The sequence below is a fragment of the Variovorax rhizosphaerae genome (genome assembly GCF_037889975.1).
Lineage (GTDB): Bacteria > Pseudomonadota > Gammaproteobacteria > Burkholderiales > Burkholderiaceae_C > Variovorax > Variovorax rhizosphaerae.
The window spans coordinates 1-17,319 of the sequence record NZ_JBBKZT010000025.1; the positions used below are offsets into that span (position 1 = coordinate 1).

At 65.7% G+C, this 17,319-nt stretch carries 18 protein-coding genes and 3 pseudogenes; 3 read left to right on the plus strand and 18 right to left on the minus strand.

Annotated features, from left to right (window positions below; all coding sequences use genetic code 11):
• The 3 genes and pseudogenes from WKW82_RS33545 to WKW82_RS33555 all read right to left on the minus strand — a co-directional run.
• Window positions 1-178 (minus strand): annotated as a pseudogene (locus WKW82_RS33545) (IS1634 family transposase); the annotation flags it as partial.
• 138 nt (window positions 179-316) lie between these two features.
• On the minus strand, window positions 317-1,354 hold the full coding sequence (locus tag WKW82_RS33550; protein ID WP_340347301.1) for a DUF1254 domain-containing protein: 1,038 nt from the start codon (window positions 1,352-1,354) through the stop codon (window positions 317-319).
• Window positions 1,355-1,471: 117 nt separating this feature from the next.
• Window positions 1,472-2,173 (minus strand): glutathione binding-like protein, encoded by a 702-nt coding sequence (locus tag WKW82_RS33555; protein ID WP_340347303.1) that lies wholly within the window; start codon window positions 2,171-2,173, stop codon window positions 1,472-1,474.
• Between the two features lie 29 nt (window positions 2,174-2,202).
• On the opposite strand from WKW82_RS33555, the gene WKW82_RS33560 reads away from it, so the two are divergent.
• Window positions 2,203-2,319: a TauD/TfdA family dioxygenase gene (locus WKW82_RS33560; RefSeq protein WP_340347305.1), complete on the plus strand. Its 117-nt coding sequence runs from the start codon at window positions 2,203-2,205 to the stop codon at window positions 2,317-2,319.
• An 18-nt stretch (window positions 2,320-2,337) separates the two neighbouring features.
• Here WKW82_RS33560 and WKW82_RS33565 read toward each other — a convergent pair whose 3' ends face one another.
• The 10 genes from WKW82_RS33565 to WKW82_RS33610 form a co-directional block, all read right to left on the minus strand.
• Window positions 2,338-2,934, minus strand: a complete 597-nt coding sequence (locus WKW82_RS33565; RefSeq protein ID WP_340347307.1) for a malonic semialdehyde reductase — start codon at window positions 2,932-2,934, stop codon at window positions 2,338-2,340.
• A 10-nt stretch (window positions 2,935-2,944) separates the two neighbouring features.
• Window positions 2,945-3,934 carry an aliphatic sulfonate ABC transporter substrate-binding protein gene (locus WKW82_RS33570; protein WP_340347309.1) on the minus strand — a complete coding sequence of 330 codons (990 nt, stop codon included), beginning with the start codon at window positions 3,932-3,934 and terminating at the stop codon, window positions 2,945-2,947.
• Between the two features lie 242 nt (window positions 3,935-4,176).
• Window positions 4,177-4,479 (minus strand): DUF971 domain-containing protein, encoded by a 303-nt coding sequence (locus tag WKW82_RS33575; RefSeq protein ID WP_340347311.1) that lies wholly within the window; start codon window positions 4,477-4,479, stop codon window positions 4,177-4,179.
• On the minus strand, window positions 4,469-5,482 hold the full coding sequence (locus WKW82_RS33580; RefSeq protein ID WP_340347313.1) for a HEAT repeat domain-containing protein: 1,014 nt from the start codon (window positions 5,480-5,482) through the stop codon (window positions 4,469-4,471). Before WKW82_RS33580 ends, WKW82_RS33575 begins: the two co-directional genes overlap by 11 nt.
• Window positions 5,483-5,493: 11 nt before the next feature.
• Window positions 5,494-6,342 carry an ABC transporter ATP-binding protein gene (locus tag WKW82_RS33585; protein WP_340347315.1) on the minus strand — a complete coding sequence of 283 codons (849 nt, stop codon included), beginning with the start codon at window positions 6,340-6,342 and terminating at the stop codon, window positions 5,494-5,496.
• Window positions 6,339-7,142, minus strand: a complete 804-nt coding sequence (locus WKW82_RS33590; RefSeq protein ID WP_340347317.1) for an ABC transporter permease — start codon at window positions 7,140-7,142, stop codon at window positions 6,339-6,341. Before WKW82_RS33590 ends, WKW82_RS33585 begins: the two co-directional genes overlap by 4 nt.
• A 43-nt stretch (window positions 7,143-7,185) precedes the next feature.
• Window positions 7,186-8,595, minus strand: coding sequence for an ABC transporter substrate-binding protein (locus WKW82_RS33595; RefSeq protein ID WP_422823654.1), 1,410 nt, complete (start codon window positions 8,593-8,595; stop codon window positions 7,186-7,188).
• Between the two features lie 39 nt (window positions 8,596-8,634).
• Window positions 8,635-8,868, minus strand: a complete 234-nt coding sequence (locus tag WKW82_RS33600) for a 4Fe-4S dicluster domain-containing protein (RefSeq protein ID WP_340347318.1) — start codon at window positions 8,866-8,868, stop codon at window positions 8,635-8,637.
• Window positions 8,869-8,890: 22 nt separating this feature from the next.
• Entirely contained in the window at window positions 8,891-10,627 is a 1,737-nt protein-coding gene (locus tag WKW82_RS33605; protein ID WP_340347319.1) for a fumarate reductase/succinate dehydrogenase flavoprotein subunit, read from the minus strand.
• The gene (locus WKW82_RS33610) at window positions 10,602-11,414 is read right to left on the minus strand and encodes a GntR family transcriptional regulator (protein ID WP_340347320.1); all 813 of its coding nucleotides are present in this window, start codon (window positions 11,412-11,414) and stop codon (window positions 10,602-10,604) included. The genes WKW82_RS33605 and WKW82_RS33610 overlap by 26 nt, the downstream gene beginning before the upstream one ends.
• 291 nt (window positions 11,415-11,705) lie before the next feature.
• On the opposite strand from WKW82_RS33610, the gene WKW82_RS33615 reads away from it, so the two are divergent.
• Window positions 11,706-11,978, plus strand: a complete 273-nt coding sequence (locus tag WKW82_RS33615; protein WP_340347321.1) for a type II toxin-antitoxin system Phd/YefM family antitoxin — start codon at window positions 11,706-11,708, stop codon at window positions 11,976-11,978.
• On the plus strand, window positions 11,975-12,295 hold the full coding sequence (locus tag WKW82_RS33620) for a type II toxin-antitoxin system RelE/ParE family toxin (RefSeq protein WP_340347323.1): 321 nt from the start codon (window positions 11,975-11,977) through the stop codon (window positions 12,293-12,295). Before WKW82_RS33615 ends, WKW82_RS33620 begins: the two co-directional genes overlap by 4 nt.
• 13 nt (window positions 12,296-12,308) lie before the next feature.
• Here the strand turns inward: WKW82_RS33620 and WKW82_RS33625 are convergent, their stop codons facing one another.
• From WKW82_RS33625 to WKW82_RS33645, 5 genes and pseudogenes are all read right to left on the minus strand, one after another.
• Window positions 12,309-13,181 carry a CmcJ/NvfI family oxidoreductase gene (locus WKW82_RS33625; protein ID WP_340347324.1) on the minus strand — a complete coding sequence of 291 codons (873 nt, stop codon included), beginning with the start codon at window positions 13,179-13,181 and terminating at the stop codon, window positions 12,309-12,311.
• 11 nt (window positions 13,182-13,192) lie between these two features.
• Window positions 13,193-13,966 (minus strand): annotated as a pseudogene (locus WKW82_RS33630) (SDR family NAD(P)-dependent oxidoreductase).
• Window positions 13,963-15,312 (minus strand): annotated as a pseudogene (locus WKW82_RS33635) (sulfatase family protein). Before WKW82_RS33635 ends, WKW82_RS33630 begins: the two co-directional pseudogenes overlap by 4 nt.
• Before the next feature lie 15 nt (window positions 15,313-15,327).
• Window positions 15,328-16,416 carry an ABC transporter substrate-binding protein gene (locus WKW82_RS33640; RefSeq protein ID WP_340347325.1) on the minus strand — a complete coding sequence of 363 codons (1,089 nt, stop codon included), beginning with the start codon at window positions 16,414-16,416 and terminating at the stop codon, window positions 15,328-15,330.
• Window positions 16,417-16,452: 36 nt separating this feature from the next.
• A complete protein-coding gene (locus tag WKW82_RS33645; RefSeq protein ID WP_340347326.1) occupies window positions 16,453-17,295 on the minus strand; it encodes an ABC transporter ATP-binding protein in 843 nt (280 codons plus the stop codon).
• Window positions 17,296-17,319: the final 24 nt, after the last annotated feature.

Sequence of the window (17,319 nt, forward strand, 5' to 3'; positions counted from 1 at the left end):
GGACACTGGGCACGGCCACGCCGCCGCGCAGCAGTACCTTCAAGCCTTCGATGACCTCATCGGGCAGGCAAGACAGGTTGGCAAGGGTGCGTTTGCGGACCTTGCCGTCCTGGCGATAGGACTCACGCAGCAGCACTGCGGCGGGCGAGTTGCGGTTGGGCACGGACTCGATGTACATGACTTCATTTATAGGCGGATTCCATAGGAGATTCAAGAAAAAAGCAATCTGTTCACATGGCTACAAATTGAAGCGAGAAAAAGACCAAAACCCGCGCCAATGCTGGGTTACGGCCTGATCAATGGTTCAAAGTTCGGCTTAGTTCACAGGCTGGGGCTCGGGGAAACGCCAGGCGCCAGAGAGGATGTCTGCCCGTGGACGGTAGAGCCGCACCGTGTAGTTCCAGCCCTTGACGATGGGCAGGCAATTGGCAGCTTGGCCATCGCACCCGCCGAACTGGATGGCGATGGTGCCGTCGTCGCTGCGCCTGGCTGTCAGGTTGTTCAACGAGTAGGCGTTCGATGCGTTCTTTTCATAGTAGCCCTCGGCGTTGTAGACGCTGACGGACCAGAAGCCATCCACCGGCACATCCTTGACCGCGAGGCGGTAGACGGTGGTGCCGTCGTTCCTCGCGGGCGTGAAGTTGAGGTAGGTCGCGTCCTTGTCCGGGTTGCCGCCCCACGCGGCCGCCGCGCCGACCAGGCGGCGGACCGGGTCGACGTCGCCCCTGGTGCCGAATGCCTTCTTGAAGTCGGGGATCGTGGTGGACAAGGTGATCAAGGCGTCGCGCACCTTCTTCTGGCTCACGGGATCCCAGTTCGGCAACTCGAGCTGGCCCGGCGCCCGCTGCGTCACCTTGACGGCGTCCTGCAAGGCATGGACCTGCTTGATGTCATCGGGACTGGCGGGGTCCACCAGCGTGCGTATGGCGATGACCACGTAGCGCGTGCCGACGTTCTCGCGCGTCAGGGTGTAGGTGCCTGCGCCATAGAACACGTTCGGCGTGTAGTGGTCCTCGTTGATGACCTGCAGCGCCATGTAGCGTTTGCCGGGATCAGGCAGCGTGATGGTCACGGGGCCCGCATCGAGATCGAAGACCGCTGAAGAATAGAAGGTGTCGCGGTTCAAGCGGATCACCGTCTGACGCTCGATCGATGCCGGCTCGCGGCGATGCAGCAGCTTGCCGAGCCCGCCACTTTGCTTGGCCAGGGCAGCGACGTACAGGTCAGTCTCAGCCCGGACGAAGTTGTCCACGGTAACCGGCGCAGGCGCTCCGCCAGCGGGCTGGGCGTGGGCAAGGTTGGACAGGGCAAGAAGCGCGCCGAGGGCGCAGTCGGTCAGGAGTTTGGTGTGCATGCGCAGCAGCCTAAGCGGAACGAATTGTGCGCACAATATTCCGCGCGGCTGGCGCAAGCAACTTCCACCGCGGACATCCGGCTATCGCTTTCTGCGGCAGCCGCAAATGAGACCTCCCTACGAAGCAACCGGCGCCGGACGCGCGCGCTGGTTGTAGAGGATCTTGCGGCGCCGCGCCTGCTCCTCCGGTGTGACGCTGGCGGGGTCTTCCGGTGGTCCGGCCGTCACCGCCAGTCCCCGCTGCACTGCGGGCCGCGCGGAGATCTCCTCGAACCAGCGCTTGAAGTAGCGGAACTCGTTCAGGTCGATGCCCTGCAGTTGCCAGCTGACCGTCCACGGATAGGCCGCGATGTCCGCGATCGTGTACTCGTCGCCTGCGATATGGCGGCGATCATGGAGCCGGTTGTTGAGCACGCCGTAGAGGCGGTGGACCTCGTCGTTGAAGCGGCGCTGCGCATAGGCTTGGTCGCCGGCACTCTCGGGCACGCGCGAGAAGTGGCCGCGCTCGCCGAACTTCGGCCCCTGGTTGGCCATCTGCCAGATCACCCACTGCACGACCTCGTAGCGGGCGTGAAGATCCTGCCGAGGCCAGAAGCGGCCTTCCTTCTCGGCGAGGTAGAAGAGGGGCGCCCGATTCGAAGACGCACGCCGGACATCGTGCCGCTGACGCCCTTCGAAGCGCATCCGCTGGTGCGTACCCATCCCGACAGCGGCCGGCGCCTGCTGTACCTGAGCGAGCGCACCGAGGTCGAGGTCGTGGACGTCGAGCCGCGGTACGGCGCTGCGCTCGTCGCACGCCTGCGCAAGCAACTGCTGCAACGCGCTTTGCCTGCACGCACCGCTGGTCGGTGGGCGACATCGTCTACTGGGGCAACCACGCGACGCTGCATACGCGCAACGGCTTCGACAACGGCGAGCGGCGGGTGATGAAGCGGATCAGCCTGTCGGGCAGCAAACCGTTCTGAAGGGACGCCGTCGCCAGGTCAGAGGATCTGCGCAGCGTCGTCGAACGACAGCCGTGGCCCGCGCGGCTTCGTTCCGGAATGATCCGCCACGCCGATGTTGACCAGGAAGTTGCTGCGCCAGCGTCCGTCCGGGAAGAAGGTCTTGTCGACGAGTCCCGCGTCGAAGCCCGATTGCGGACCGACGTCCAGGCCCAGCGCCCTCGCGGCCAGCACGAGGTAGGCGCCTTGCAGGCTGCCGTTGCGAAAGGCCGTGGCCTGGGCCAGATCGGCGTTGTTCGCAAAGATCGGCCTGGCGTCGTAGGCCGGGAACTGGGCCGGCAGGTGTTCATGGAAGCGCGTGTCGTGCGCCACGATCACCGTGACGCCCGCCGCGAGCGTCTGGGCGGTGTTGCCCGCCGACAGCGCGGGCCTCAGCCGTTCCTTGGCCTCCGCGCTGCGCACGAAGATGAAGCGCGCGGGCTGCGCATTGAATGCGGTGGGGCCCCATTTCGCGAGGTCGTAGAGCGCACGGATGGTCTCGTCGCTGATGGGCACCGGCTCGAACGCATGGACGGTGCGCGCGCTGCGAAACAACTGGTCGAGCGCCGTGTCGGAAAGGGCATGAAGAGCGGTCATGGATGCAGCCTCAGAAAGCGCCAGCGGATGGCCGCCAGACGATGTCGCGCACGTTGAGCTTGCGCGGGATGATGCCGAGTGCGAAGAAGCTGTCGGCCAGTTGCTGCTGCTGCGTGACATGGACATCGGTCACAGGGCCGAAGCTGAACTCCGCACGGGCGAAGGCGGCGGACCACGACTTGGCGTCGATACCGGTGGCCTCGGCGGCCAGCGCGGCGAGTTCGTCGCGGTGCGTGCCGGACCATCGGGTGAGCTTGCCGATCTCGTCGAGCACTGCGCTCAGTACCGTGGGGTAGCGCGTGGCGAAATCCTTGCTGGCCATGTAGTAGGAGGCGCTGGCCAGGCGCTTGTCGGTGGTGTCGGCGATCACGCGGGCGCCATAGCGTTCCTCGGCGATGGCGTAGAACGGGTCCCACACGGTCCAGGCGTCGATGTTGCCGCCAGTGAACGCGGCCGTGGCATCGGCGGGTGCGAGGTAGGTCGGCACGATGTCATTGAGCGACAGGCCGGCCGAGGCGAGCGCCTTGATCGTCACGTTGTGTGCGCTGGAACCCTTGGCAAAGGCGACCTTCTTGCCCTTGAGATCGGCGATCGACTTGATGGGCGAGCTCTTGGGCACAAGCAGCGCGTGCTGCGCCGATGGCGTGGCGGCGGCGTAGACGAGGTTGGAATTGCCAGCCTGTGCGAACACAGGTGGCGTGTCGCCGACCGATCCGAGGTCGATCGCGCCGGCGCCCAGCGCCTCCAGCATCGGCGGGCCGAACTGGAACTCCACCCACTTGACGTTCTGCACGCCCAGCGCCTTCAGCCGCTTCTCGATCACCTCCTGCTTGCGGGCCAGCACAAGAATGGCCGAGCCTTTCTGGGTGCCGATCCTGACCTCGTCGGGCAAGGCGCCCTGCGCACGGGCGGGAGTGCCCAGGCCAGCGGCAGCACCCAGTGCAAGAAGCGCGAGGCCCATGTCTCTGCGACGCAGGGTGAAAGGAAGATCGTTGGGCAAAGCAGGCTCCTTGAACGCGATGAATTGGCGAATTGGCCTGCACGATAGGTGGCGGGCGCGCCGGTGTCGAACTCGCAATTCGCGTTTGCTTATGCGCTTTGTGCGGCGGGGTGCCAGATCCCTGCCAGCAACATTTAACGCGTCGGTCTCGCCGACGCGTCTATCCCCGTGCTGCGGAAAAAATACCTGCGCCGCCACTCGCGCAGGTCGCACAAGGTGCGAGTCCGGCGACAGCGGGCAACCTACGCGATGCGACGCTCCAGCAAGTCCCTCAAGAACACCCAAGGGAAGATGCCCCGATCGTGTCCATCGCTGAAGACGAACTGCACGCCATAGGCGCCAACCGGCTGGATGTCGGTCACGCGGATGTCGTCGGCCGATGACGATGTCGCGACATCCCGGCCGGCCGCGCGCAATGCCTTGCAGTCGGCACAAGGGCAACTCGACCGGAGCAGCCGGTACGCAGCGACATGTCTCGCGCCGCTGCTCCAGCAGAACTCCAGCGCCGAGCGCTCCCGGTGGTCGACGATGGATTCAGGTGCCACTCGGGGAGCCGATCCGGGCGATCTGGACGATCTGACTGATGGCCAGTCGCGCCGACTTGCGCACTTCGGGGTCGGGATCGCTGGCGGCGACCTGAAGTGAAGGCACTGCCGCCGCGTCGCCGATCTCGCCCAGAGCCAGCGCCGCCTCCTTGCGCAGATTGCTGATGGCATGCCCGAGCGCGCCAACCAGCGCCGAGACGCTTGCCACGCTGCGCAGGCGCCCGAGGCTGCGGGCCGCGCGCAGGCGCACTTGCCAGTAAGGGTCGTCGAGTGCTTGCAAGAGTGCCCCGGCAACCGCCGGCTGCTGCAGCTTGCCCAGCGCGGTGGCTGCTTCTTCGCGCACCTGCCAGCTGGGGTCCTGCAACGCGGCTTCCAGCGCGTCGCAAGCGCCTGCATCCCCGGTTGCAAACGCCATCGCCCCCACGGCAGCGCGGCGCACTTCGTCGATCGGATCGGAAGCGGCAAGTCCTGCGAGCACGGGCACGGCAGCCGCATGCTTCAGGTAGCCGAGCACACCGATGGCTTCGCGGCGCAAGGCGATGGTGTCCGCGGTGTCCCTCGCAGGACGCGCCTCCTGCAAAGCCGCCAGCGCAGGTTCGGCACTGACGGGCACGCGCAGTTCGCGCAGCGCCCGCAGAACGGCAGCGCGCACCCGCGCCGGCCCGCTGCTCGCCAGTGGCAGCAGCCATGCAGCAGACGCCGGCTCCTTCACTTCGGCCAGGCTGTGGGCCGCGGCCTCGCGCACCGGCGCATCGGGATCGTCGAGCGCTTGCGCCAACCCTTCGATGGCCTCCTGGTTCTCCATGGTTTCGAGCGCCAAGGCCGCAGCAGCACGTACGGCCGGCTCCTCGTCGCGCAACGCTGCGACGAGCAAAAACGTGTGCGCCTCATCGGCGAGGTCGCCGAGGTCGGTCACCGCGATGCGGCGCACTTCGGGGTCAATGGACGCAAGGCGCTGCGCAATCGCCTGCACTTCGGGATCGTCAAGGTTGGTGGAGTTCATGGTTCTTCGTTCTAGATGGCATAGCGCACCTGCGCGGCGGCCGGCGCGCCCAGCGGCGTCAGTCGCCCGAGCGGTGCGGCCGGCGCGCCATGCGGGTGCAGCAACTCAAGGCATTGCCGCTTCAGCGCAGTGAAGGCAGCAGAGGTGACCAGCGACGGATCGCGCGGCCTTGCGAAGTCCAGCGCGAATTCCGCGACGATGCGACCCGGTCGCGGCCCCATCACCAGCACGCGATCACCGAGGAACAGCGCCTCGTCGATGTCGTGCGTGATGAAGACGATGGTGGTCCGCACGCGCGCCCAGGCGTCCAGCAACTGGCGCTGCATCATCAGCCGCGTCTGCGCATCGAGTGCGCCGAAAGGCTCGTCCATCAGCATCACGCGCGGGCGGTTGATGAGCACCCGCGCGATCTCCGCGCGCTGCTGCATGCCGCCGGAAAGCTGCGAGGGATAGAAGCCTGCAAAGTCGTCAAGGCCGACCAGTCGCAGCATCTCGTGCGCCCTGGCGTGTCGCTCGGCACGCCCCACGCCCTGCATCTTCAGCCCGAAGGCGACGTTGTCCAGCACCTTCTTCCACGGGAGCAGCGTGTGGTGCTGGAACACCAGACCTCGGTCCGGATGCGGCCCGCCCACTGGCTCGCCGTCCACATCGATCGTACCGCTCGCAGGCTTCAGGTGGCCGGCCAGGGCGCCCAGCAGCGTCGACTTGCCGCAACCGGACGGGCCGAGCAGGCAAAGCAATTCACCAGGCGCGACATCGATGTTGATGTCCTCGATCGCGTTGAAGGCATTGGCGCCCTGCCCCAGGCGAACACGCAAGTCATGGATGGCGATGCGGCCGGTGCGAACGTCCGCCTTCAAGATCTCTTCTCCTGCGCGGGACGCCACGGCATCAGCACCTGCCCGATCCATCGCACCAGCGCGCTGCTGCCCATCCCGAGCACGCCAATGAAGAGCATGCCGACGACGATGTCGGCGTAGTTCTGGATCGTGTACGACATCCACGTGTAGTAGCCGATGCCGAACTGGCCGGAGATCATCTCGGCCGTGACCAGGCAGAACCAGGCCGTGCCCATGCCGATGGCCAGGCCGGTGACGATGCTCGGCAACGCACCGGGCAGGATCACCTCGCGGAACACCGCCAGCCGGCGCGCGCCCAGGCTGCGCGCCGAGGCAACCAGGCGCGCATCCACCGCCTCCACGCCGTGCACGGTGTTGAGCAGCACCGGGAACAGCGCGCCGACAAAAGTGATGAAGACCATCGACGCCTCCGAGGACGGGAACATCAGGATGGCCAACGGAATCCAGGCCACGGCCGGGATGGGCCTCAGCACTTCGAGCGGCGGCAGCAACGCGTCTTCGGCCCAGCGGGCGCGGCCGATGACGAGGCCCAATGCGACGCCCAGGAGCGCTGCCAGGCCGAAGCCGATGAACACGCGGCGCAAGCTTGCGCCCAGGTGCTCCAGCACCAGCGGAGATCGCACCAGCGACCAGGCGGACTCGGCCACCTCGCGTGGCGGCGGCACGTTCTGGAAGGTGATGAAGCCCAGGTTCATGCGCCGTTGCGTGGCGATGTGCCACACAAGTAAACAGGCGAGCAATGCGGCGAAGCGCCACGCGGAACGCGGCACGCCATTGCGCAGGTTGATGAGGGATGCCATGTCGAGAATTGCTGCTGCCCAGGAGCACGTCGCCGGTAGCGGGTCAGACAGCGTGCGCGGAACGCACGCCCGCAAAGTCCACCACCTTGCCGCCGTTCTTCGTCGCCCAGGCTTCGGCCTGGTCCTTCAGCAGGAAGGCGTCGACCTGGCCCTTGGCGCCGAGCACGAACCACGCGTCGCTCGCGAGCAGCTTGTTGCCGCTGTTGCGGTCCTGCGCATAGACCACGCGGGCCTTCTTGCCTGCCTTCTCCAGCTTCTGCAGGTCGGCAAATGCGTTCTCGGGCGACGCGTAGTGCCGCACCTTCTCTTCACCCGCCACCCAGACCTGCGCGACGCGGCTCACGTCGGTGATCGGCTGTCCGGTCGTGGCGTCCTTGGCCACGAGCGGCGCGCGGGCGTAGTTCTTCAGCTGCCTGTCGTAGTCCTGGCCCGCCTCCTTGAATGCGGCGCGGATGTAGCCATCCCGGATGAAGGCTTCGGCGTCGATGTCGTTGTCGGTGCGCTTGAGCAGGCGCAAGGTGTCGAGCGAGGTCTTGACCGCCTGGCGGTACTCGGGCTTCCAGCTCAGGTCGCGCGTCTGCAGGCCCAGCGGGCCGTGGAACAGGTAGTTGACCTCGGCCTCGATGCCGGTCACCTTGGCAATCAACTCGCTGTGCTTCTCCGGTTCGGCGGCCATGAGCCGATCGGCCTCGAGCGCGGCGCGCAGGTAGGCGACAACGATCTCCGGGTACTGCTTCGCATACGCCTCGTCGACCAGGCTGCCGTGGAAGGTGGGCGCGTTGGCCTGCGAGCCGTCGTAGATCTTGCGGGCAAAGCCGCGGTACGGAAAGAGTTCGGCAAAAGGCACGAAGTCCGCGTGCGCCTCGACCTTGCCGGCCTGCAGCGCCGGGCCGGCCACTTCAGGCGCCTGGGTGGTGATGTTCACGTCCTTCAGCGGGTCCCAGCCTTGCGCCTGGATCGCACGCAGCAGCATGCCGTGCGAGGTGGACGCGAAGGGCACGGAGATGGTCTTGCCCTTGAGTTCGGCCAGCGACTGCACCGGGGAATCCTTGGGCACCACGATGCCATTGCCGCTGCCGGTCGTGCTGCCTGAAAGCACGTTGATGAAGATGCTCTTGCGCCCCGCCTTCTGGAAGGCCGCGCCATTGAAGCTGCCCGGGAAGTCCGCCATCGAGCCGAGGTCGAGCTTGCCCGCCACCATCTCGTTGGTGAGCGGCGCGCCGGAGGTGAAGTTCTTCCATTCGATCTGGTAGGTCGCGTCCTTGTACTTGCCGGTGCGCGGCAGGTACTTGTCCAGCAGCTTGAGTTCACGGATCAACAGGCCGCCGGTGGCGCAATTGATCGTGGTGTCCTGCGTGCCGATGGCGATGCGGATGGTCTCGGCTCCCGCGGCCGGCATGGCCAGCGCAAAGACAAGGGCGCCCCACAGGACGGATTGCTTCGTGGTGCTCATCATGGGTGATTACTCCGGTTGAGATGCAAGGGCCGCGGCTCAGCGCAGCAGGTACGGGATGTCGACGGTGACGGCGCCGGTGGGGCAGTCCTTCTCGCAAGGCATGCAGTACCAGCACTCGTCGAACTTCATGTAGGCCTTGCCCTTGCTGAGGTCGATCGCGAGCACGTCGAGCGGGCAGACGTCCACGCAGACGGTGCAGCCCTTGTGGGCGATGCACTTGTCGTCGTCGATGCGCACGGGCACGCTGGTGGGGTGGAAGGCAATGGGCATGGGGGTTCTCTTCTGTGATCTCTCAGGCTTCGACCGGCGTGCGCACCGTCGCGGGCACACGGAGGTGCTGGTAGGCCGACATCTCCTCGCTTTCCAGCGGCACGATGTAGGGCTCTATGGGGCGCTTGAAGCTCACCATCGCGTCGCCCTGCTTCTGCAGTTGCGCGTGGCAAAACCAGTCGCGGTCATTGCGCTCGGGAAAGTCCACGCGGTGGTGGTACAGGCCCCAGCGGCTTTCGGTCCGGTAGAGCGAGGCGCGCGCGGCCATCTCGGCGCAGTCGCGGATGGCATGCACTTCCATGGCGCGCATCAATTCGTGCGGGCCGGGGGCGCTGATTTGCTCCAGGTCTTCCCGGATCTGCTCGAATCGCGAGAGGCCGATCTCCATCTTGCGCGTGACCTTGGGCGGCTGCAGGTAGTCGTTGACCATGCGGCGCAGCTTGTACTCAACCTGCGCGGGCGGCAGGCCACCGGTGCGCAGCAACGGCGCGCTGACGCGGGCATGCTCGCGTGCCACCTGCCCTTCGTCGAGTTCGGGCAGATCCACCTCTGCGCAATGCCGCGCCGCGCTTTCTCCTGCGAGTCGGCCATAGACGAAAGCACCGAGCATGTAGTTGTGCGGTACGCAAGCGAGGTCGCCCGCGGCATGCAGGCCCGGCACCGTGGTGCGCGCATGCTCGTCCACCCAGACGCCCGAGGCCGAATGGCCGCTGCACAGGCCGATCTCGGAGATGTGCATCTCCACCATCTGCTCGCGATAGTCCGTGCCGCGCCCGGCGTGAAAGCGGCCGCGGCTCGGGCGCTCGTTGGAGTGCAGGATCTGCTCGATGGTGGCGATGGTCTCCTCGGCCAGGTGGTTCAGCTTGAGAAAGACCGGGCCGTTGCCGCCCTGGAGCTCGTTGTAGAACTCCATCATCATCTGGCCGCTCCAGTAGTCGCACTCGATGAAGCGTTCGCCCTTGTTGTTGGTGGTGTGGCCGCCGAAGGGGCCGGTCACGTAGGCGCACGAGGGGCCGTTGTAGTCCTTGATCAGCGGGTTGATCTGGAAGCACTCGATGCCCGAGAGTTCGGCCCCCGCGTGGTAGGCCATGCTGTAGCCATCGCCCGCGTTGGTCGGGTTCTCGTAGGTGCCGAAGAGGTAGCCCGACGCCGGCAGCCCGAGGCGTCCGGCCGCGCCGGTGGACAGCACCACGGACTTGGCACGGATCACATGGAATTCGCCGCTGCGGCAGTCGAAGGCCATGGCGCCGGCGATGCTGCCATCGGCCGCGGTGAGCAGGCGCGTCACCACCAGGCGCTGCGACATCTCCACGCGGGTGCGCTTGAGGCGCCGGTAGAGCACGTTCTTGATGTTGTGGCCTTCGGGCATCGGCAGCACGTAGGTGCCCATGTGGTGCACCTTGCGCATCGCGTAGTCGCCGGTCTCGTCCTTCTCGAACTTCACACCCCAGCGGTCGAGTTCCTCGATCATCGAATAGCTGTTGCGCGCATAGGCCATCACCGTCTTCTGGTTGACGATACCGTCGTTGGCGGTGGTGATCTCCTTGACGTACTGCTCGGGCGTGGCAAAGCCCGGCACCACCGCGTTGTTGAGGCCATCCATCCCCATCGAGATGGCGCCGCTGCGCTTGACGTTGGCTTTCTCCAGGAGGAGCACGTCCAGCTTGGGATTGGCTTCCTTGGCCTTGACGGCGGCCATCGGGCCGGCTGTGCCGCCGCCGATGACCAGCACGTCAACGGTGCGGGTGATGATGTTCATGGCTTGCCCTTCGGGGGTGGCTGTCGTTGTCGCCGTGCTGCATGCGCGAGATGCGAAGGCGATGCTGGAAGGCATCGCCGCGGAAATAGAGGTCTTCGAAATCCAGCGGTTCGCCGTCGGCGGTGTGGGTGAGGCGTTCCACGCGCAGCACTGCGGTGCCTTCGGGTACGGCCAGGGCGCGCGCCAGCACCTCGTCGGCCAAGGTCGCGTCGATCTGCAGGTCCGCGTGGCCCAGGGCCAGGCCGCAGTCGTTTTCCAGGATCAGGAAGATGTCGCGCCCTGCGAGGTCGGCCTGCCGAAGCCGCTCGCCGATCGTGTGCGGCAAGTACGTCACTTCATAGGACACCGGCGCGCGGTTGAGGTGGCGCACGCGCTTGATCTGTGCCACCGGCGTGCCTTCCGCAATGCCCAAGTGCTGCGCCACGCGGGGGGACGCCGGCACCGTCTTGTGGCTCACGACCTGGTTGCGGATCTCGTAGCCCATGCGCACCATGGCCTCGGCAAAGCCTTCGAGCTGCGTGAGATGCTGGAAGGCCTTGGGCCTGGACACGAAGGTGCCCTTGCCGGGGATCTTGAAGATCAGGTTCTCGCGTTGCAGGTCGCTCAGGGCCTGGCGCACCGTGATGCGGCTGACCTTGAAGAGCGCGCCCAATTCGCTTTCCGAGGGCAACTGCGCATGGGGCGCGTAGACGCCGTCGAGGATGCGCTCGCGCAGCGTTTCACGCACTTGCGTGTAGAGCGGCACGGGGGAAAAGGCGATGGGCTCGAGAGCCTTGAGGGCGGGCATTCGGCTGACCTGTCATGACGGGATGAACAGAGCCGGATGCTAGGGAGCAATGCTTCTTTCGCTAAATAACGGAAACGTGCTTCGATATGCGAAAGGCGCGCATCGCTTTTCGTGTCACCTGGGTGCGGGTTTCAGTCGATGACTTCGTAGACATGCAGCGTCAGTGAGGGCGGGATCGACCAGTCCCAGTGAACGTGCAGGCTTGCCGGTGACTATCGGCAAGCGAGTCAGATCGCACAAGAGACTAAATTCAGACTATAAAGAGTCCGTTGTCAGGACCAAGGACGCGCCATGAAGTTCTCCACTCAAGTCAAGCCGATCAGCTACCTCAAGAGCCACGCGGCAGAAATCATCAAGGACATCTCTGAAAGCCGGGAGCCAATGCTCATCACCCAGAACGGCGAGGCAAAGCTCGTGGTGATGGACGTTCGCTCGTATGAAGAGCATGAAGAGGCCCTCGCTCTTCTGAAGCTCCTGGCATTGGGCAATCGCGAGATCGAGCAGGGTCAGTTTCGCAGCGCGGCAGATGTCTTCGCAGAACTGGACAAGGAAGATCCGCAATGAGGGTTGTGTTTCTTCGTTCTGCCGAAGCCGACCTCAAAGATCTGAGGAACTACATCGTCAAGAATTTTGGCAAGGAAGCCTGGCAACACAGCTACGCAAAAGTGAAAGAGTCGGCCGAGATGATCCGGAACCATCCGCTGATCGGCAGAGTTCCCCCCGAGTTGGAGAACCTGAACATGGCCCAGTACAGGCAGGTTCTTTCAGGCATGAACCGCCTCATCTATGAACTCCGAGGCGACACGGCCTACATCCACGTCGTGTGTGACGTCAGGCGAGATCTCCAGGGATTGCTGATGAAGAGAATCGTAGGCTCCTGATACGCAAACGCGTTCACGCCGAGGCATCCTCCCCAGCGGGCCAGAACACCAATGCCCGCAACTCGATGCTGCGCCGAGGCGGTGCATCGGAGGGAGTGTCCGGATGCTCGAACGCGCTGTGTGCAGTGAGGCGCGCGGTGCCGTCTTCCTGCGAGTCGTAGATCTTCAGCAGCAGCGGCTCGTCGCTGCGCAGGCGCGGGAACCAGTACCAGCGGTGGGCGGGGTTGTGCAGGAAGGAATAGATCTCGCCCACCTTGTCGGGGTAGACCAGGTCGCTCGGCACCAAGTCCTCTGGCGCGATGGAGCGCGCGTCGCACATCGCCAGTGGTAGCTGCTCGACAGTGTCCAGCGGTCGCCCGAGGTTGATGATGGCGAAGCGGTGCTTCAACCGCTCGGCCGCCTCCTCGGGTGACAGGTGGTCGCGCACGCGGCGTGGACCGGAGACGAAGGTCTGGTCGTTGTGCACCCGACGCACCGGTTCGCGCAGGGTCTTCGTGGTGCGCGAGCCGTTCGCGCTGTCCCGCAGGGTGTGGTCGAACACCACGACCTTCTCCGCGCCTGTCGCGGCGCGCAGCAGGGCGACGGACTCGGGGTAGTAGATGCTCCGTATCGCCGCGTCATCGGAGAAATCGGTCAATGCGCTTCGGTGTGCGAGCTTCGCGAACCCGCTCCTGTCGAGCGAAAGTTCTCCCAGTGCGGCCAGTGGGCGCGCGTCGTGGATCGCCACGGTCTCGGGCGCGAGTTCGCCCGTGGTCCAGGGCGTGCCCTCGGGTGGCTCGAAGGTATAGCTCACCGGACGGGTCACGCCCGGTGCGAGGTAGTTGAGTTCGGCCTGCACGGCATGGCTCGTGCTGACGCTCGGTGATGGGCTGAGAACTGCGCTCACGGGATTACTCCTCAGAAGGCTTCCTTGAAAGGCCGCAGGTCGAGTTCCTGCGTCCACGCGCTGCGGTGTTGCTGGTGCAGTTGCGAGTAGGTTTCGGCGATCGCGTCGAGGTTCAGCAGACCATCGTCGCCGGCCTGCGCCACGCGCTGTGGTGCGGCGCTGCGCACGCGCTCGCCATCGATGCCACCATCGATCACGACGTGCGCAACGTGGATGCCTTGCGGGCCGAACTCGCGTGCCAGGCTCTGGCTCAGCGAACGCAATCCGGCCTTGGCGGCGGCGAAGGCTGCAAACGGTGGCTTGCCGCGCAGGGCCGCGGTGGCGCCGGTGAAGAACAGGCTGCCGCGCCCGCTTGGCGCATGGGTGTCGGCACCGTTGTCCAGCAACAGCGGCAGTGCCTCGCGTGCGAAGACAAAGCCGCCGAGCGTGCCGGTGCGCCAGGCTTGGGTGAATTGGTCGACCGTGATGTCCAGCGTCGCCGCGCGCACCATGCCGGCGGCGTTGAACACGGCCACATCGAGCGCGCCGAGCGAGCGCACGTGCTGTGCGATGCCATTGATCTGGGCTTCGCTCGCCACGTCGCCTGCGAACGCATGGGCCTGTCCGCCCGCGGCTTAGATCTCTGACGCGACAGTCCCCAGTTGCGCCTGCGTGCGGCCAGTCAGCACCACGGTGAAGCCGCCCTGGGCGAAGCGCCTGGCTACGGCCGCGCCCAGGCCCGCGCTCGCGCCGACACCGGCGATCCAGGCGATGCGCGCACGGCCCGCGGAAGTCGGTTGGCTCATGTTGTCCTCGCTGCACCGGGCGCGATGCGTACCAGCGTGTGCGGCACATAGCGGTCGGCCTGGATGTCCGGCGTGACGCCGTGGGTGAACATCTCATCGGTGATCGGCAGGAAGCCTTCGTTCCACTCGTCCCATTGGCGCTTGAGCCGCGCGAACACTTCCGGCTGCAGGTTGCGAAGGTTGGCGCGCTCGCGCTGGTCCACGGCCACGTCGAACAGGAACTCGTTGTCGTTGATCTTCAGATACTTCCAGTCCCCGTCGCGCACTGCGCGTTGTGCCTGTGCCTTGTAGCGCCAGTACAGGGTGCGGGGATATACGGGCGCCTGGCCTTCGAGCACGGGCAGGATGTTCTCGCCATCGCTCGGATACGAATCGTCGGGTGCGAGGCCGGCGGCAGCCAGCAGCGTCGGCAGCCAGTCCATCGTGATCGTGATTTGCTCCTGCACCTGCGGGCGTATGCGTGCGGGCCAGCGCAGCAGCGTGGGCACGCGCAGGCCGCCTTCGAGCAACTCGGTCTTCTGGCCCACGAAAGGCCAAGTGTTGGAGAAGCGCTCGCCACCGTTGTCGCTGGTGAAGACGACGATCGAGTTGCCGGACTGGCCCGTGTCGTCGAGTGCGGCGAGCACCTGGCCCACGGCCGCATCGAGCGCGCCGACGATCTCGCCGTACTTCCGGAGGTTGCCGCCGTCGTAGTGAAACAGGTCCTTGATGTCGCGCGAGACCTGTTCGTCCTCCGGTCCTTCCCAGGGCCAGTGTGGCGCGGTGAAGTGCAACGACAGGAAGAAGGGCTTGCGCGAATCGCGGCGGTCGCGCACATAGGGTTCCGCCTCGTCCGCCAGGATCTGCGTGTAGTAGCCGGTGCGCTCTACCGGCACCTCGCCTTCGAACAGGTCGCGCGGCACCTGTGCGCCAACGCCGGGCTTGTGGGTGAAGTAGTCGACCGCGCCACCGAGATTGCCGAAGAAACGGTCGTAGCCGCTCTGCCGCGGCCCGTACTCCGGCGGCCTGCCGAGATGCCATTAGCCGATGAGCGCGGTGTCGTAGCCTGCAGCCTTCAACAGCGAGGGCAGCGTCGGGTGTTCGGGCGGCAGGCCCAGTCCCTTGCCGTTGCTGGCGATGGGCTCCTCCAGCCCACCCCGCAGCCGATATTGGTAGCGCCCGGTGATCAGCGCGAAGCGGGTCGCGGAGCACACTGCCGAGTTGGCATAGGCCTGGGTGAAGCGCACGCCCTGCCCCGCCAAGCGATCAAGGTGGGGTGTCGCGAAGCCGGTCTGGCCGTAGACACCGAGGTCGGCCCAGCCGAGGTCGTCGGCCAGGATGAAGATGATGTTGGGAGCGCTGCTCATCGGCTTGCGGAACCCTCAGCGCTTCGCGATCAGACCGGCCGCATTCGTCAGCGCCCAGAACGATTCGAGCTGCAATTCCTTGACGGCCCGGTTCACGAAGGTCGGGTCTGCCCAGCTCTTCGCATCGAAGGTCTGGCGGATGATGCCGACCTTCTTCGCGCCGTCGATGACGTCGGTGTAGTGCGACACGAAGCCGTCGTCGAGCAGCGGCGAATAGCGCTCCTTGATGGACGTGCCTTCGAAGTCGCTGGCGAACAGCGCGACGGGCAAGCCGCTGATCTCGTTGAAGCGTGCAAAGAGTGCATCGCGCTTCGAATCGTCGGAGGCGTTCCTGGCCTGCTGCACGATGACCTTGACCAGGCGCGTCAAGGCCTCGGGATGCTGTTTCGCGAAATCGTCGGTGGCGATCACGCCGCCGTTGATGCCGTAGATCGGGCCCTTGTTGCGGGTGCTGACCGGGATGTCAGCGGTGCCGGCGATCTTGAGCAACTGCAGGTCGGAGCCGCCGAAGGTCGCGTCGATGTCCTTGCTCACCACTGCCGCCTTGGAGGTGGGCCAGTCGAGGTTGGTGAAGCGAACGTCCTTCTCGGTCAGCCCTTCGTCTTCCAGCAGACGGTTGAAGGACAACTGGTAGGCCGTGCCTCGCAGCACCGCAACACGCTTGCCCTTCAGGTCCTTGAAGCTCTTGATGTTGGAGCCCAGCGCCGTCGCCAGGTAGCTGTTGCTGCCGCGACCGGCTGCGGCGACCAGCCGTGTCTTGAGCCCGCTCGCGCGGCCGATCACGCCGGCCAGGTCACCCAGGAACACGACGTCGAGTTGCCCCGTCGCGAGTGCCTCGTTGATCGCCGGGCCTGCGCCCTTGAAGAACTTCCACTCGACCTGCACGCCGTCCTTTGCGAACTCGGCTTCAAGCGCCTTCTGCGCATAGACCAGCGACACCGGGCCGGCACCAGCAAAGGACTTGCCCTGGCTGCCCTGCTCGGGCGCCGCGAGACGGATCACCTTCAGGTCGGCGGCCGTCGCGGCGCTGGCGCAGAGCAATGTGGCGAGCGCGGCAGCGGCCAGGAGTGGCCGGCGGCCGATGGAATGGAAAAAGCGGGTCATGCAATGGCCTTGAAGAGAGAAAGAGAAGAAGCGGTGTCAGAACACAGTCACGGGAACGTCTGGCGCGACCTTGGTGGCACGCGTGTCCTCGACAACGGGAGATGACGTTGCCGATAGCGCGGCATCGCCCGAGAACTCCGCCAGCACGTTGTCCTTGATCTCGGCGAATGCCAGCGTGGCGCGATTGCGCGGATGCGGCAGCGGCACCGGCACGATGCGCCGGATGCGCCCAGGCCGCGGCTCCATCACCACCACCTTGTCGCCCAGAAACACTGCCTCCTCCACGTCGTGCGTGACGAGGATCGTGGTGATGCCCTCGGCTTGCCAGATGCGCTGCAACTCCTGTTGCAGGTGCGTGCGCGTGATCGCGTCGAGCGCACCGAAGGGTTCGTCGAGCAGCAGGATCTCGGGCCGGTTGACCAGCGCACGCGCGATCGCCACGCGTTGCGCCATGCCTCCCGACAACTGATGCGGCCAGGCCTTCTCGAAGCCCTTGAGTCCGACCAGCGCGATGTGGTCGCGCACCTCGAAGCGCTTCTGCCCCGGCGTCAGCGGCGCGTTGAGCAGGCCCAGCGCGATGTTGTCCTCGACCGTGAGCCACGGAAACAGCCGGTGCTCCTGGAACACGATGCCGCGCTCCAGGCTGGTGCCGACGATGCGCTGGCCGTCGAGCAGCACGTCGCCCTTGTAGTCATCCTCCAGACCAACCACGAGCCGCAGCAGCGTCGACTTGCCGCAACCGCTGGTGCCGACGATGCTGACGAACTCGCCCGGCTCGATGCGCAATGAAATGTCGTCGAGCACCTGCAGCGGCGCGCCTTCGACTTCGTAGTGTTTGCTCAGGTGCCGGATGTCCAGCGTGCCTGCGTTGTTGGCCATGATGAGGTTCTTCGTTCTTTGCGA